This window comes from Rubripirellula obstinata (assembly GCF_001642955.1).
Taxonomy (GTDB): Bacteria; Planctomycetota; Planctomycetia; order Pirellulales; family Pirellulaceae; genus Rubripirellula; species Rubripirellula obstinata.
This window is the reverse complement of sequence record NZ_LWSK01000029.1, coordinates 356-19,615: the sequence shown is the minus strand read 5'-3', so window position 1 is coordinate 19,615 and position 19,260 is coordinate 356. Positions and strand designations below refer to the sequence as shown.

General features: G+C 58.9%; 1 protein-coding gene (running past one end of the window). It reads left to right on the top strand.

Going from position 1 to position 19,260, the window contains the following annotated elements; translation table 11 throughout:
• Positions 1–19,260 carry the 3' portion of a VCBS domain-containing protein gene (locus RC85_RS26780; protein WP_068261864.1) on the top strand. It extends 12,372 nt beyond the left edge of the window, so only the last 19,260 of its 31,632 coding nucleotides appear in the window; its start codon lies beyond the left edge, outside the window; the stop codon is at positions 19,258–19,260.

Here is a 19,260-nt window from a genome sequence, read left to right as displayed (position 1 = left end):
ACCGATGCCGAGAACGATTCGCTAACCGTCACCGAAGTCAACTCGGTCGCCGCAAGCGTCGGCAATCAAATCACGCTTGCATCGGGCGCACGCGTAACGCTCAACGCCGACGGCAGTTTCGACTACGACGCCAGCGGCGCGTTCGACCACTTGGCCCCCGGCGCAACCACCACCGACACGTTCGACTACACCGTCAGCGACGGCAACGGCGGAACTGATATCGGCACCGTCACGGTGACGATCACGGGCGAAAACGACGAGCAAGTCGTCACGACGAACGCCGGGATCACGGTCAATGAAAACTCCGCGACCAATGTGATCACCGCCGCGATGTTGGAAACGACCGACGCCGACAACACCGCCGCCGATTTGACCTACACGATCACCGACACCGTCGACAACGGAACGTTGCGAGTCAGCGGTACGGTTCTGGGCGTCAATGATACGTTCACGCAAGCCGACATCGACGGCGGACTGATCACCTACGACCACGATGGTACCGAAACGGCGTCAGACACCTTTTCGTTCAGCGTTGACGATGCCATTGGCACACCGATCACGGGAACCTTCAACGTCACCGTGAATCCGGTCAACGACAACAGTCCGGTGATCACGTCCAATGGCGGCGGTGCGACGGCAACGTTGACCATCAACGAAACGATCTCGACCGTCACCACCGTGACCGTCAGCGACGCGGACGTTCCGGCGCAAACGATCAACTACACGATCAGCGGAGCCGATTCGGACGATTTCACGATCGACGCCAGCGGAAATCTGTCTTTCGCCGCAGCCCCCGATTTTGAAAATCCGACCGACGCCAACGGCAACAATGTCTACGTGTTCACCGTCACCGTTAGCGACGGAACGAATACCGATTCGCAGTTGTTCAACATCACCGTGATCGACGTTTCAGCCACTTCGCTTGTCGTCACAACCACCGCCGACACCGACGACACGGGACTGGGCGCGAGCTACACGATCGAGCAACTCAATGCGGTCGGTGGCGGAACCGACGGGTTCGTCAGCTTGCGTGAAGCGATCATCGCGGCCAACACCACGACCGGTGCCGATTCGATCACGTTTGGCATTGCCACGTCCGATACCGGGTACACGAGCGTTCCCGCGGGCGAAGATTATTGGACGATCAACGTCGGCGGTGCCCTGCCGACGATCACCGACGCCGTCACCATCGACGGCACTAGCCAAGCGCCCGCGGCCGGTGTTCCCGTCATTGAGTTGACCGGCGACGGCAACAGCCACGGATTGGTGCTCAGCAACCACACCGGAAGTGAAATCCGCGGCCTCGTGCTCAACAATTTCGCCGACGCGTTCAAACTCGACGGCGGTGGCGATCATGTCATCGCGGGCAATTACATCGGAACGAACATCACCGGCGACGCGGCCGCATCGAACGGTAGCGGCGTCAACATCAACGGTTCGACCAACGTGACCGTCGGTGGAATCGGTTTGAATGACGGCAACGTCATCTCGGGGAATACCAGCAACGCAGTTCGAGTTCGTTCTGGTGCGACCGGTTTCTCGCTACTGGGCAACTTGATCGGGCTCAGCGTTGACGGCGAAAACGATATCGCCAACGGATCGACCGGTCTGTTCATCGACGCCGCGAACGCCGTCATCGGCCAAACCGGTGCGGGCAACGTGATCGCAGCGAGCGCGAGCAACTTACTGTACTTGGGCAGTGGTTCCGTCAACGCAACGGTCCAAGACAACATCATCGGTTCCAACGCGTCGGGCACCGAAACCTACAGCACCAGCTTTCATGCGATTCTTTCATACGGCGATAACGTCCTGATCGACGCCAACACCATCACGGGCAAAATCACCGGTATTCGGCAAGACGGCGATGGTGGCGTCATTTCCGCTAACACGATTTCGCAAATCGGATCGACCGGGATCATCGTGACCGGCGATACTCGCATTTCCGCAAACGTGTTTTCCAACATTGGCAGCACCCGCATCAGCGTCGCCGGGTTGGGTGCTAACGACGGTGATCTGATCGACGCCAATGTCAACGACGGCATGGATCACCCGATCCTCACGTCCGTGCAACTCGTTGGCACCACGCTGTCGCTCGACGGCTTTATCGGTGTGACCGCCGGTGACACCGACTTTGCCAACGCACGAGTGGAATTTTTCAATGACACCGACGGCAGCTTCCTCGGGTTCTTGACCACCGACGCGAATGGATTGTTCAGCGGCGACTTGACGGTCAGCGGTTTGACGATCAACGACACCGTTTCAGCAACCGCGACGAGCAACAACGGAACCGGCCTGACGTCGGAATTCGGCGCGTCCACCGAAGTCAACGCGCCCGTCGTGATCGTTAACAACGTCACCACGCCGCTGGACGAAGGATCGACCGGCAACGTCATCACCACCGCGATGTTGCAAGCCACCGACGCGGACAACACCGATGCCGAATTGGTTTACACAATCACGTCGATCCCGACCAACGGCACGCTGCGAATCAGCGGCGTTGCACTGGCGGCCAATGCGACATTCACCCAAGCCGACATCGACGCGGGCCGATTGACCTACGACCACGACGGCAGCGAAACCACGTCGGACACTTTTGATTTCAGCGTCACCGACGGCAACGGTTCGACCCAAACGGGCACCTTCAACGCAACGATCAATCCGATCAACGATGCGCCATCGGGAACCGACGCGACGATCACGATTTTGGAAGATTCCACCTACGTTTTGACGGCTGCTGATTTCGGATACTCCGACATCGAAGGCGATGCGTTTGATCGCGTTTACATCGACACGCTGCCGACTAGCGGGCAACTGTTGTTCAGCGGGTCCACGTTCACTGCGCCCAACTCTATCACCAAAGTCGACCTGGATGCCGGGCTGTTAACGTTTGTGCCGACCAGTGGCAGCAACGGATCCGGCTATGACAGTTTTACGTTCACGGTTGCCGATGACGGCGGTACGGCCAATGGTGGCCTGGACCGCGATCAAACGGCCAACACGATCACGTTCGATGTCACGGTCGCTCATCGCATCGAAGGCAACGTGCTAGAAGACGTCAACGGCGATTCGATTCTTGCCGACGCGGTCGGTGCGGATGGTGCAACGGTCTACTTGTACCAAGACGCCGACGACAACAACGTCATCTCGGCCGGCGATACGTTGTTCGCCACGACGACGACCGATACCGGTGGCTTCTATTCGTTCAGTAGCCTGCTCGATGACACGTACTTTGTCGTCGTCGATTCCAGCACGATCGTGTCGAGCAACGGATTGAATTCAGGATTCACCCAAGCCGACATTCGCGCCGAGCAAACCTACGGCGTCGCCGGTGCGGCCAGCGGGATAGGCTTCCAGCCTGTCGACGGATCCAACTTCGGCGGCCGCGACGCGGGCACCACCGACGACGCCAGTTCACTGCTGACCGCCCAACACGTCACTCGCGTGATCGTCAGCGGCAACGACGTCGGCAACATCGACGCCGGGTTCAGTTTCAACGTCGTCACTGGTGTCAGCGATTCTGGCCAAGGCAGTTTGCGACAATTCGTCGACAACGCCAACGCGATCGCCGGCGGCAACGCGATGCGATTCGTGCCCGGTGTGGCAACCAACACGACCGACGGCAGCGGCAACGATTGGTGGACGATTCAATTGGCATCGAACCTCCGTACCATCGCCGACGCAGGAACCATCCTTGACGGAACCGCGTTTTCATCCGCCGACGGCACGACCGTCTTGGATTCCAACGCGGGACAAATCGGCAGCGGCGGCACCGTCGGCTTGGGTGCCGACGGAGTGCTCGGTACGGGCGATGATGTCACGATCGCCCAGTTCGACCGAACCGAATTGGAAATCGTTGGCGCTTCGACCAGCGGCAACGTGATTGTTTCCACGGCTGATGACGTCGAACTCCGAGACTTGGCCATTCGCAAGCTGGCCAACGCCGCCGTTTCGTCGAACATTGTTTCGATCACCGGTGACAATAACACCGTCGCTGACTCGCTAATCGGCGTTTCCGCTGACGGTACCACTTTCGCGGCGACCGGGACAAACAGCAGCCTGGTCTCCGCCAACACGGCATTGAACCTGACGTTTGCGGGCAACTACATCGGATTCGCTGGCAGCGGCGGAATCTCGGCCGCCAGCATCATCGCATCGAACGGGGCGTCCTTCGTTGGGAACGAATTCGATGGACAGTTCCAATTCGGTTTGTCCGCCTACAGTTCCGACTTCAACGTCTCGGGCAACCTGGTGGACGGCGTCTTGGCTGGTTTCGGCATCGGCACGTTCTACGGACCTCACGACAACATCAGCGTCACCAACAACACAGTTCGCAACACCACCGGCTACGCGGCGATCGCGGCTGGATGGGGATCGTCGGACATGACGATTTCGTCGAACATTGTTCACAACAATACCAACGGAATCGAAATTCGTCACAACGACGCCGAGCCGCTGGACGAACCGGTCAACATTGTCGTTTCAATGAACTCGACGTTCAACAACGCCGACAATGGCATCAACATAGCGGACACCGGAGCCAACGACGGCGTGCTCGACACCGATTCGTCCAACGACGGCATCGACCATCCGATCATCACCAACGCCAACTTAATCGGCACCGACCTGACGCTTTCCGGTTACGTCGGCACGGCACCCGGCGATACCGATTTCGCAAACGCTCGCATCGAATTCTTTGAGTCCGACGGTGGTGGCGAAGGCCAACGCTATCTCGGATTCTTGACGACCGACGCCAACGGCAACTATTCCGGCACCCTGACGGTCACCGGAGTCGTCGACACCGATGCGATCGTCGCCACGGCAACTTTGACCGGCATCGGCACCTCGGAATTCGGCAACGAGTTCGGCGTCAACGTTTCGCCCATCAACAACGTCCCGGCAACCCAGAACGCGACCGAAGACACCGTTCACTCGATCACCGGCCTGAGCGTCGGCGATGCGGACACGAACGTCACGTCGGTGCAGTTGAGCGTTAACAGCGGCACGATCTCGGTCACGCTCGACGGCAGTGCGACGATCACCGCCGGTGCCGACGATTCGACGACGTTGACCGTTTCGGGCACTCAAGCCGAGATCAACGCCACGCTCGCCACGCTTCAATATTTGGGCGACTTGAACTTCGCGGGCACCGACACGTTGTCGATCGTCAGCACCGATGCCGGTGGACTGACCGATTCGGATTCAGTCACCATCAACGTCGCGGCCGTCAACGATGATCCGCGCAACGCCGGTTCGCTGCCGTCGGCCGTCACGGTCACCGAAGACGTGCTCAGCGATGTCGATCTGTCCGCGATCAACCTGCAAGATCCTGACGACGCGGGAAATGATCTGGTCGTCACGCTGACCACGTCGACCGGCGGTGAACTGTTCGCGACGACCGGCGGCGGCGTGATTGTGACCGGCGATGGCACCGGATCACTCACCCTGACCGGATCCCAGAGCAGTCTGAACACGTTCTTGAACACCGCCAGCAACATTCAATACCGCCACAGTGTTTCCCACACCGAAGGCAATGCATCGGACACGATCGCGGTCGTGTTCAACGATCAAGGCAACACCGGCAGCGGCGGCGGAACCGACATTGCCATCGGCAGCGTGGCCGTCGACATTACACCGGTCAATGATTCGCCCAACGCGATCGTTGCCGGCAACGGCCCCAACCTGATCACCAACGGCAGTTTTGAAAGCGGCAGCACCGGATGGATGTTTACCGGAAACGCAGGCGTGTCCACCAATCCCGCGACCGATGGCAATCATGCGGTCGCGTTCGGTGGCGGCAACATGCCCAACAACGCTGTCGTTTCTCAAGCCATTACCACCACGATCGGACAAACCTATACCATTCGCTTCGATCATTGGGCCATTCGTGGAACCCCGGACGGATCCACCCAATCGCTAAACGTTCAAGCGATCGGGTCCGCCACGTTGTTGGATCGAGATGTCGCATCGGTCGTCCACAATATCAGCGGTGGCGTCACCGATTTCGGGAACCACAGCTACACGTTTGTCGCTGATTCAACCTCGACGACAATTCAGTTCACCGACATCTCGACGGAAACGTCCGGCATCGACGGGTACCTTGACGATGTCCGGGTCTACCAATCCGTTCCCGCGCTGACCGTCGCCGAGAACTCGGCAAACGGAACGTTCATCGGCGCGGCGTCTGGCAGCGACCCCGATCGAACCGATCAGTTCGCCTACACGCTGGACAACAATGCGGGCGGACGATTCGTCATCGACGACCGCACCGGCGAGATCACCGTCGCGGATTCGTCCCAACTGAACCACGAAGCCAACACCTCGCATTCGATCACGGTACGCGTCACCGACGATGCCGGTGAATTCACGACTCAAGCGTTCACCGTCAACGTCACCGACGTGAATGAAGCTCCCGTCATCGCGACGCCTTCCCCGCAAACCGCGACCGAAGACGTGACGCTGGCGATCACCGGTGTTTCGATTGCCGATGACGACACCAACGTCACTTCGGTACAGATTTCAGTGAACAACGGCGACCTGAACGTCACGCTGGACGGATCGGCAACGATCTCAAGCGGTGCCAATGACTCTTCCGCGCTGACGATTGCGGGAACGCAAGCCGAGATCAACGCCACGATCGCCTCGATCAACTACACCGGCGACGCTAACTTCAACGGAATCGACACGCTGACGATCACGGCGACCGACGGCGGCAGCTTGACGGACGTCAAAACCGTTTCGATCACCGTGGATCCCTTCAACGACGCGCCAACGCTGACAGGCGGCAGTACCGTAACCCTGGCAGGAACGAACGAAGACACAGTCTCAACGGGCAGCAGCGTTGCGTCGATCTTCGCCAGTGCCGGCGGCAACGACGTCGATGCGTCATCGCTGTCGGGCATCGCCGTCACCGCTTTGACTGGCAACGGAACTTGGCAATACAGCACTGACGGAACCAACTGGACCGATTTTGGTAGCGTGTCGTCGACCAGCGCACTGTTGCTGACCTCGACGTCGCAGGTTCGCTACTCGCCCGACGGGATTGATGGCGAAACAGCAACGTTTGCCTTCATCGGTTGGGATCAAACGACTTCCACCGGTTCCAGCAACGGTTCGCCAAGTTTGGTTGATCCAACGGGCAACCAAGGTGGCACCAATGAGTTCTCGACCGAGTCCGCCACCGCGTCGATGGTCATCACGCCCGTCAACGACGCGGTGATCGCCGTCGCCGACACGGGCGATGCCACCGAAGCTGGCGGCATCGCCAACGCGACCGTCGGCAGCAACGCGACCGGCAACGTTTTGGCCAACGATACCGAAGTCGACCCCGGCGACGTCTTGAACGTGACCGGTGTCGCCGTTGGAGTCCAGGCTTCAGCCGCCGGGAACATTGCCTCTGCCGTCACCGGAACCTACGGTGCGATCACGATCAATGCCGACGGTGACTACACCTACGTCGTCGACGAAACCAATCCGATCGTGCAGGCCCTGCGCACCAGCAGTAACGCGATCACGGACACGTTCACCTACACGGTGACGGACACCGGCGGCGCGACCTCGTCGACTCAGGTCGTCATCACCATCGACGGACAGAACGACGCTCCGGTCGCCGTTGCCGACACCACGATTGCGGTCGAAGCCGGTGGATTGGCCAATGCTGACTCGGGAACCAACCCAACCGGCAGCGTGTTGACCAACGACACTGATGTTGACGCTGGCGACAGCAAGACCGTGACCGGCGTTCTCGCTGGAGTCCAGGCTTCAGCCGCCACCAACGTCGGCACCTCGGTCGCCGGAACCTACGGTGCGATCACGATCAACTCGAACGGGTCATTCAGCTACATCGTCGACAACAGCAACGCGGCGGTCGAAGCGCTGCGCACTTCCAGTGACACGCTCGACGACATCTTCACCTACACGATGACCGACGACGCCGGCCTGGAATCGACGACGCAAATCACCGTCACGATCCAGGGCCAAAACGATGATCCCGGCGCGGTCGATGACGGACTGACGGCGGTTGAATCCGGTGGAGTCTCCAATGCAACGGCTGGTTCCAATGGAACGGGCAACGTGTTGACCAACGACACCGACATCGACGACAGTGACGGTCAAACCATCGTGGGCGTTGACTCGGGCTCTCAATCCATCGCGTCGGGCAATGTCGGCTCCGGCGTTGCGGGAACCTACGGCACGCTGACGATTGACTCAACCGGCAACGCGACTTACGTCGTCAACGAATCCAACGCCGCGGTTCAGTCCCTGCGAACGGTCAGCGATTTTCTGACAGAAACCTTCACTTACACGATGCAAGACGCATCAGGTGCCGATTCCACCGCCGAAGTCACGATCACGATCACCGGCCAGAACGACGCTCCCGTTGCCGTTGCCAACGTCGCGACCGCGATCGAAGCGTCCGGGATGAACAACAACATCTCGGGCACCGATCCGACCGGCAACGTTCTAACCAACGACACCGATGTTGATGCAAACGACAACAAGACCGTTGTTGGCGTCGCTGTTGGAGTCCAGGCTTCAGCCGCCGGGAATGTAGGGTCTGCCGTCACGGGAACCTACGGCAGCATCTCCATTGCCAGCGATGGCAGTTACACGTACACGGTCGACAACGACAACGCGGCGGTCGACGGGTTGCTCGATGGTGAATCGTTGACCGAGACGTTCTCGTACACGATGTCCGACACCACCGGTCTGGAATCGACGACTCAGATTGTGATCACGATTGATGGACGCACCGACTTGCCGGTCGCCGAAGCCGACACCGATACCGCTGTCGAATCCGGTGGAGTCGCCAACGCGACGCCCGGAACCAATCCGTCCGGCAACGTTTTGACCAACGACGCTTCCAACGATGGCAAAGTCGTCATCGGCGTCGATCCAGGCACCACGGGAACCGCTACCGGTGACGTGGGCGTGACCGTGGTCGGCACCTACGGCAGTGTCGTGATTGGTGCCAACGGTGACTTCACCTACACGCTGGACAACACCAACCCAGCCGTCGAAGCGCTGCGAACCTCCGGCAACCAAGTCACCGACGTGTTCACCTACACGATGGAAGACAACGCCAACAACACCTCCACGACGCAGTTAACCATCACGGTCGATGGCCAGAACGACGCGATCATTGCGATCGCCGATGTCGACACCGCCGTCGAATCGGGCGGGCTGAATAACGGCACCGCCGGTAGCGACGCGACTGGTAACCTTGTTGACAATGACACCGACGTGGATTTCGGCGACACCAAAACCGTCGTCGGCGTCCAGCTTGGAACGCACACTTCGACATCGGGAAGTGTCGGTGCCTCGGTCGCCGGTAACTACGGCAGCATTGTGATCAACAACGACGGCAGCTACACGTACACGATCAACGAAACGCTGGCCGCCGTCCAGTCACTGCGAACGGCAACCGAAACGCTGACCGAAACGTATTCCTACACCGTGACCGACACGGCCGGAACCACCAGCACGACTCAGGTCGTCATCACGATCCAAGGTGGCAACGACACGCCCACCGCAGTCGTCGATACCGCCACGGCGTTTGAAGCGGGCGGAATCGCCAACGGCACCGCAGGCACCAACCCGACCGGCAACGTCCTCGACAACGACACCGACGTGGACGCAGACGACACGCAAACGGTCACCGGCGTCGCGGTTGGAATCCAGACTTCAGCCGCCGGGAATGTGGGTTCGACGGTCACAGGTTCGTACGGCAGCATCACGATCGCCAGCGACGGCACCTACACCTACACCGTCGACAACAGCAACGCGACCGTGCAAGCCTTGCGGACCAGCGGCCAGTTCGCCAGCGACACGTTCACTTACACGTTTGAAGACACCGACGGACTGCAGTCCACGACTCAGATCACCGTCACCGTTCGCGGTGCCAACGACGCGATCGTGGCAACCGCCGACACGATGACGGCCACCGAAGCCGGCGGAACCGCCAACGGCGTCGCGGGCACCAACCCGAGCACCAACGTGCTCGCCAACGATACCGACGTGGACGCGGGCGACACGATGAACGTCTCGGGAGTTGCCGCGGGCAACGTCTCGGCGGCAAGCGGCAACGTCGGCACCAGCGTCGCCGGTTTGTACGGCAGCATTCAAATCGCTTCGGACGGGACGGCCACCTACACGGTCGATAACAGCAACACCGCCGTGCAAGAACTGTTGAACTCCGGCGAAACACTGACCGATGTCTTCACCTACACCGCCCAAGACACATCGGGCGCTGAAACGTCAACGCAGGTTACCGTCACCATTCAAGGTGCCAACGATGCCCCCGTCGCGATCGCCGATGCCGGCACCGCCGACGAATCCGGCGGCATCGCCAACGCCACCGCAGGCAACAACGCGACCGGCAATGTGCTGACCAACGACAACCCAGTCGATTCGGGCGACGACCACACCGTCACCGGCGTCGCCGTTGGAGTCCAGGCTTCAGCCGCCGGCAACGTCGGTTCAGGATTGATCGGAACCTTCGGAACGATCACCATCAACTCCGACGGCAGTTACACCTACGTCATCGACGAATCCAACACGGACGTGCAAGCGTTACGCACGTCCAGCCACACGCTCAGCGAAGTGTTCTCGTACACGACCGAAGATACCGCAGGCCTGGCGTCGACATCTCAGATCACGATCACGATTCGCGGAGCCAACGACAATCCGGTTGCCGTCTTTGATACCGTAACGGCAGTCGAAGCCGGCGGCGTCGCCAACGCGACTGCTGGAACCGACCCGACCGGAAATGTCCTCGACAACGACACCGACGTTGACGCTAGCGATTCACGAACCGTCACCGGAAACATCATCGGTTCAGCCACCGGTGCAGTCGGCACATCAGTCGCCGGTTCGTACGGCTCGATCACAATCAACACCGACGGTTCGTTTAGCTACGTCGTCGACAACAGCAACGCGACCGTCGAAGCACTCGGTTCGGCGTCCGACACGATCGACGACGTGTTCACATACACGATCACCGACGCCGCAGGAGCCACTTCGTCGTCTCAAATCACGGTCACGATTCAGGGCCAAAATGATGCTCCGATCGTTGTCGGTCCGAACACAGCCACGGTCGTTGAGTCCGGGTCGCTGGCCTTCAGCGCCGCCGATGCGGGCTTGATCGACACCACCGATTTCGACGGCGACATTCTCACCGTCACGCTCACCGCCAACCACGCCTCAATCGCGATTGCTCAAACGACGGGCCTGACGTTGATCGACGCCGACGGCACCGACGGCACGCTGCAATTCAGTGGAACCGCTGCGAACATCGACGCGGCCTTGGACGGACTCGATTACGATTCCCAAGCCGGCTACAACGGAAACGCTTCGCTGATTGTTTCGGTCGATGACGGATCTCTGACCGATTCAACGTCAATCGCGATCACCGTCACGCCAGGCACAACCACGTTCACATGGGACGGCGGCGGCACAACGAACGATTGGTCCGATGCAGACAATTGGGATCACGACTTGGTTCCCGAAGCCGACGACGTGGTTGTCTTCAACGTCACCAGCGTGAAAGATTCGACCATCGACACGGCGTTCGCGGGCGGCGTCGGCAGCATCATCGTCGATGCGGCCTACACCGGCGATTTGCTGATGCTGCGAAACCTCGACGTCGCCGGCAATGCGGATTGGTCGGGCACCGGAACGTTCGACTTGAATAATCAAACGCTCGATGTTGATGGCAACTTGAACATCGACGGTTTATTCGATGCCCGCAATGCAAGCGTCGCAATCGCGGGTGATTTGACCGCGGGTAACTCGCGAATATTCGCAGGCAATTCCAACTTCACTTTCGACGGTTCGGCCAACCAAACCATCGACAGCGGCTCGACGTTGGGCAACGTCACGTTCGCGTCGGCGGGCGAAGTGACCCTGGCCAGCGATTTGAGCGTTTTCGGAAGTCTCGTTCGCAGTAGCGGAACCGTTGATGCCAGCGGAGTGGAAGTTTCGTTACAAAGTTCGACCGGCAGCGTCATCGACGTGGCGGGCGTAACGTTCAACGACTTCGTCTTCCGAGCCGACGGGGTGACGACGTTGCAAAGCGACGTGGATGTCGATGGTACGTTTACCACCAGCGTCATCACCACCGTCAACGGTGGCCGCTTCTTGCTCGGCGGCGACGTGACGCTTGGACACAACACTGCCACGGGAACAACCGAGTACGTTCTCGATGGAACCGGCAACCAAACGCTTGCCGCAAACGGCACCGGCGGAAGCACCCTGACGGACTTGCGAATCAACAAGGCGTCGGGCGATGCCACGATGACGGGCCGATTGAATTTGCTCGGCGATCTGATTCACGATCAAGGCAACACGATCGCGACGGGATTGAATTTGCATCTCACCGGAACCAACGCCGGCACCATCGACGGCGGCATCGGCGCGATCAACTCGCTGACCATCAACACGTCGGGTGCAAAAACCATCGACGGCGACTTGACCGTCAACGGCGCGACGACGATCACGGCCGCCCAAACAATCAACGGTGGCAAGATCATCCTACTCGGCGATGTCGACACGCTGGACGGCGACTACACCGGCACGACGGTGTTTGAGATCGGCGGCGCGAACGACCAGTCGATTTCCAGCGGCGGCGACACGGGCATCCTCCGCAATCTGGTGATCAACAAAACCGGCGGCACGGCGACACTGACCGAAGACGCGAACTTCCGCGGCGGATTTACCTATCAAGCGGGCTCGTTCGATAGCGGTGCCAACGAGATCGGTTTCGGCGGATCGGGTTTGAACATCGACGCGGGTGCGTTGCAACTGGGTAATGTCGCCTTTACGGCAGACGCAGATGGCGACATCACCGGCGACTTGAACGTCAATCAATTGAATCTGAACAGCATCAACTCGCTCGACGGTGGCGAGATCCAAGTGCGTGGCAACCTGATCGGCATCGACACGACCGTCGACGGAACAACCGCGATTCGCTTGGTCGGCAACGGCGATCAAAACATCAGTGTCGCCGACACGACCGACGGCGATCTGTTCATCGACAAAGCGAGTGGTACGGTGTACCTGAACGCGGACTTGACGCTCGATGGAACGTCGCAACGATTGGTGATCGCAGACGGTTCGTTATGGACCGCCGGACACACCGTTAGCACGACTGCGGGCGTCGTCGTCCAATCCGGTTCCACGTTGACCCACGGTGGAGACATCACGGGTGATTTGACGATCGAATCGGGCGGCAGGTTGCGCACGATCGTCAACGATCCGGCCGGTGACCAGGCAACGCGTCGTGATGTTTCCGGATCACTGACGATCCAAGCGGGAACGACTTGGCAATTGTCGCTGCTCAACAACACCGTCGGCGGCTTCGTCGACAACGTGCTGACCTACGGCACGAAGAACGGCGACTTCGACAATATCCAAACGCTGAACAACAGCGGCGGTTTGGTCGCTTACGTCGAAGACGACCCGGCCAATAACGCAATCGACTTGTTCCTCAACTCCGCCCCCACCGGAACGATCAACGATGTGGCCGTTGACGAAGACGCCGCCGACACGGTGATCGACCTGGACGCCGCATTCAGCGATGCCGAACACGCCGACAGCGAATTGACGTACACGTTGGTCGGTTACAGCGACCCGGCTTTGCTGGATTCCGCCACAATCGACGACGCCGCCGGCACGTTGACGTTGGACTACGCCGCCGATCAGTTTGGCACGTACCAAATGACGGTTCGTGCGACCGATGTTCGCGGCGAGTTCACTGATGTGACGTTTGATGTGACCGTCAACCCGATCAACGACGCGCCGATTGTCACCGGTCCGCCCGCCGCGACGGTCGGTGAAGGACAAACATTGACGTTCGATTCGGCGACCGTTGGCGTGATCGACACGCTGGACATCGACACCACGAATTTGACGGTGACGTTGACCGCCAATCGCGCCGCGCTGACGCTTTCGCAAACCAGCGGACTGACGTTGACCGATGGCGACGGCAGCGACGGGACACTCGCATTCAGCGGTTCGCAAGCGGACATCGACGCGGCACTTGACGGATTGACCTATGCGTCCGTCAGCGGTTTCAACGGCAGCGCGTCGCTGGTAGTTTCGGCCAGCGATGGTTTCCTTTCCGATTCGCACACGGTCGACGTGACCGTCGCGCCGGGCCAAAGCGTGTTCCACTGGATCGGTGGCGGCGGCGACAACTTGTTCAGCAACGCGGCGAACTGGGATTTGGGAATCGTCCCACAAGCCGATGACGTGGTGATCTTTGACGGCAACAGCACGACCAGTGCCGTCGTCGACTCGGCGTTCACCGACGCGGCCGTTTGGGAAATCTTGGCCAAAGCCAGCTTCACGCACACGCTTTCGACCAACATCGACTTTGTCGTTTCCGGCAACGTCGACATCTTTGGCGGATCGTTCAACACCGCCAACGATCAACTCAACATCGGCGGCGATTTCACGCAAACCGGCGGCAGCGTGGTGACGACCGATTCGGCTTGGATTTTGGATGGGGCCGGCGACCAAGCGTTGGATGCGATCAACTCGCTCGATGATTTGACGATCAGCACCGCCGGCACGCTGACGATTGGCAGTGACTTGTCGTTGACCGGCAACCTGACGCACACGTCCGGCAACGTCGATTTCGGAACCCATCAAGTCAACCTCTCGGGCAATGCGAACCAATCCGTTGACGCGGCCGGTTTGACGTTCCACGATTTCCAATTCAACAACGGTAGCGGCGTCACCATTGTCGGCGGCCTAAACATCGACGGCGATCTGTTGATCAGCGATGTGGCCAACATCAGCGGCCAGAATTTGAACATCGCCGGCGATCTGACAATCAACGACACCAATTGGACCGGATCGTCGGTCTTGGTTTTGGACGGCATCACCGACCAAACCGTTAGTGGCGTCAGCGGCTACAACGTCCAGCACCTGGAAATCGACAAGACCGCCGGCATCGCGACGCTCGATGGCGACATGAGCCTTCGTGGCAATTTGCTCAATAACAACGGCACCGTCGACGCATCGACGTTGGATCTAACCATCGTCGGCAGCAACAACGGGATGATTCACGGTTCGATCGGCCCCGTCAACACGCTGACGATCAGCAATACTGGCATCCGAAACTTCTTTGGCGACTTGGAAGTCAACGACCAACTTTCACTCGCCATTGTCGGAACCCTGAACAACGGCAAGATTGTCGCGTTGGGCGACGTCTTGCTTTCGGATACGGATTACGACGGCTCGACGATCATCGAAATCGGCGGTTCGGCCGACCAGACCGTCAGCGCAACGTCGGCATCCTCGTTGCTGCGAAACGCCGTCATCAACAAGACCGGTGGAACGGCGACATTCACGGGCGATCATCGGGTCACCGGTTCACTGACGCACACCGCGGGCGCGACTGATTTCACGGGCGTGACGACTCAGTTCGCAGGCGGCGGTCTGGTGCTGGATACCGACGGCATGACGTTCGACGATGTCGAATTCAGCAGCAATGCCACCGTGTTGTTGCAGAGTGACCTAAACATCGGCGGTGACCTGAACATCATCAGCCTGGCGCAGAACAGCATTGGCAACGTCGGCAATGTTTTTGTCGCCGGCGATTTGACCAGCAGCGACTCGCAGGTGATCGCCGATTTTGACATCACGCTCAACGGCACCGGCAACCAAACGATTTTCGGAAACGACTTCACCAACGCTGACATCATCATCGACAAGGCGTCCGGCATCGCGACGCTGGGCAGCAACCTGGGCGTCGGACTCTCGATCAACCAACTTCGATTGATCGACGGCACCCTGAACATGGCCGGAAACACGATCGGCACCCAAAACGGCGTGATTGTCGATGGCGCCATTTTGCAAGGTGGCGGAGAGATTATCGATGATCTGGAAATCGGCACCAACGCGACCCTTGCCCTGGACGTGACCTCGACGAGTGTCTTTGAAACAATTGTCGTCGGCGGAATGGCAACGCTGGACAGCACCAGTACGTTGCAATTGGACGTCAACGGAATCACCGCAGGCGGCTTGCTTGATGACTTGGTGGCATCAACCAGCCTGACGGGAACATTTGGAACGATCAACATTCTGGGCGACACGATTGGAATCGTTCCCTTCGTCACCTACGACTCGCCGACCGGCAACGTTGATCTCTACTTGAACACCGAAGCGACCGGGACGATTAACGACGTCAACGTCGATGAAGACGCACCGAATACCGTGATCGACTTGGCTGCGGCGTTCAGCGACTTGGAACAAACCGATTCCGAATTGACGTACGCAATCATCGGCAACACCAACCCTTCGTTGTTCAACAGCCTCAACCTAAACAACACCGCCGACACTTTGACGATCGACTATGCCGACAACGTCAATGGTACATCCGACATCACGGTGCGAGTCAGCGATGGCTACGAAACGATTGACGTGACATTCACGGTCACGGTCAACTCGGTCAACGACGCACCCGTTGCTTCGGACGACACCAACGCTGCAATCGAAGATGGATCCGTGATCAGCGGAACCCTTACCGCGACCGACAATGACCCCGGCGACACATTGACCTACACCTTGGTTACCAACACCAACGAAGGAACTGCGACTGTCAATCCAGACGGCTCGTACACCTTTGATCCCGGTGCCGATTTCCAAGATCTGGCCGCCGGCGAGACTCGCGACGTCACCTTCACGTATCGAGCAACCGATGACGGCACTGGAAACCTGTCCGACGATGCCACCGTGACGATCACCGTCACCGGCACCAACGACGGACCGGTCGCTCAAGCAGCAACCGATACCGCAATCGAAGACGGCGCAGTCGTCACTGGTACGCTCAGCGAAACCGACATCGACACCAACGACACGCACACCTATTCGTTGATCACCGACACCGCCGAAGGCAGCGTCACAATCCAGCCCAACGGCGACTACGCCTTTGATCCGGGTGCCGACTTCCAAGACCTGGCCGCCGGTGAGACTCGCGACGTCACCTTTACCTACGAAGTCCAAGACAACAACGGCGCGACCAGTCGAGCTGTCGTGACCATCACTGTCACCGGAATCAACGACACACCCATTGCTCAAGCAGCAACCGACACCGCCATCGAAGACGGCGCAGTCGTCAACGGTACGCTCAGCGAAACCGATGCCGACACCAACGACACGCACACCTATTCGCTGATCACCGACACCGCCGAAGGCAGCGTCACAATCCAACCCAACGGCAACTACGCCTTCGATCCGGGTGCCGACTTCCAAGACCTGGCCGCCGGTGAGACTCGCGACGTCACCTTCACCTACGAAGTCCAAGACAACAACGGTGCGACCAGTCAGGCTGTCGTGACCATCACGGTAACCGGCACCAACGACGGACCGGTCGCTGTTTCAGACACGGCGACTGCGACCGAAGCGGGTGGCGTCAACAACGCGACGTCCGGCGTCAATCCGTCTGGCAGTGTCATCACCAATGACACCGACGCTGATTCCTCGAATTCACAAACCGTCGTCGGTGTAGCTGCCGACGTTCAAACCTCGACTTCAGGAAACGTTGGCAGCGGTGTTGCGGGTCAATACGGAACCCTCACCATCAATTCAGACGGAACGTATTCGTACCTCGTAGACAACAACAACGCCAGCGTTGAAATACTGCGAACATCTTCGGACACTCTTGACGACATCTTTACCTACACGATCGTCGACAACGACGGATCCCAATCGACCGCCCAGGTCACCGTGACGATCCAAGGTGCCAACGACAACCCGCACGACCTATCCGCAACCGGATTGTCAGTTATCGAAAACGCAGGATTCGGCGACGCCGTCGGCTCGGTCACGACCAGCGATATCGATTTGGGTGACGCGTTCACCTACGCCCTTTCCGATTCCGCAGCCGGTCGATTTGCAATTGACAACGCGGGCAACATTACCGTCGCAAACCCTGCCGGATTAGATTTCGAGAACGCGGTTTCCCATTCGATCGAAGTCGAAGTCACTGATTTGGCAGGCGGAACTTATCGCGAAACCTTTACAGTCTCGATAAATGATTTTGACGAGTTCGATGTTGGAACCCCAATCGATGTTGACGCTGGGATTAACCAAGTACTCGAAAACGTTACCGGCGGCACCGTTGGCATCACAACAATGGCGACGGACGACGATGGCACGAACAATACCGTGACGTATTTCTTGGCTGACGACGACAGCGGAAGATTTACCATCGACCAAGCAACCGGCGTCGTCACGACCGCAGTGTTCCTTGACTTTGAAACACAGATGTCCCACTCCATTGTCGTCGAAGCACGATCAAGCGATGGATCATCAAGCCAGCAAGCGTTCACGATCAACGTCCTGGATGCAAACGAAGCTCCTGTGGCGTTCGGCGAAAGCTACTCGCTCAATGCGAACAGCAGCCTGAACCTCGGTAACCCCGGCGTCGTGGGTAACGACATTGACATCGACGGTGATTCGTTGTCCAGCATCATTACAAGCTCGCCGTCCAATGGCACCTTGGTCCAACTCGCCAACGGATCCATTGTTTACACGCCCAACGCTGGCTTCTTTGGCACCGATTCATTCACCTACCAAGCGACCGACGGTTCATTGCAAAGCAACGTGGCCACCGTGACGCTGAACGTCGATGCTGTCCCGCCACCGGTTGAACCCGACCCTGAACCGGAACCAGAACCTGAACCGGAGATTGAAACCGACCCCGAAATGGAAGATCCAGATGGCCAAGAAGGTGCCAATGGACCAGAGCAGAAGGGCGACAACGAAAGCAACTCGAATTCCCAAAACAACAACGACAATATCAACAACCAGGGCATTCAAGCCGTCGGACAACACGGCAGCAGCTTTAATGGTTTCAACAAGTCGTTTTTGAGCGAGTCGCAGAGCCTTGGCGGTCGTTCGGGAACGCTGCACGTGATTGCAGGTTTCGAGTTCAAGTCTGACGAACTGCTTCACGATTACGAAGTTCAAAATCGAATCAGGAACGTCATCGCTTCTCAACCCGTCGATTGGCATCAATGGGAAGAACCACCGGCGGACGAAGAAACGTCGTATGAATTCATCGTCGGATCAGCCGGCTCGGCGGCCGGATTGTTCTCGATCGGTTACGTGCTTTGGGCACTTCGCGGCGGAGCGTTCTTTACCGCCGTGGCATCCAGCATGCCATCGTGGCGAATTGTTGACCCAACCGCGATCTTGTCAGCTAGCAGCGGATCGAACAAGAAAGACGACGAAGTGGATGGCATGTTGGGTTGA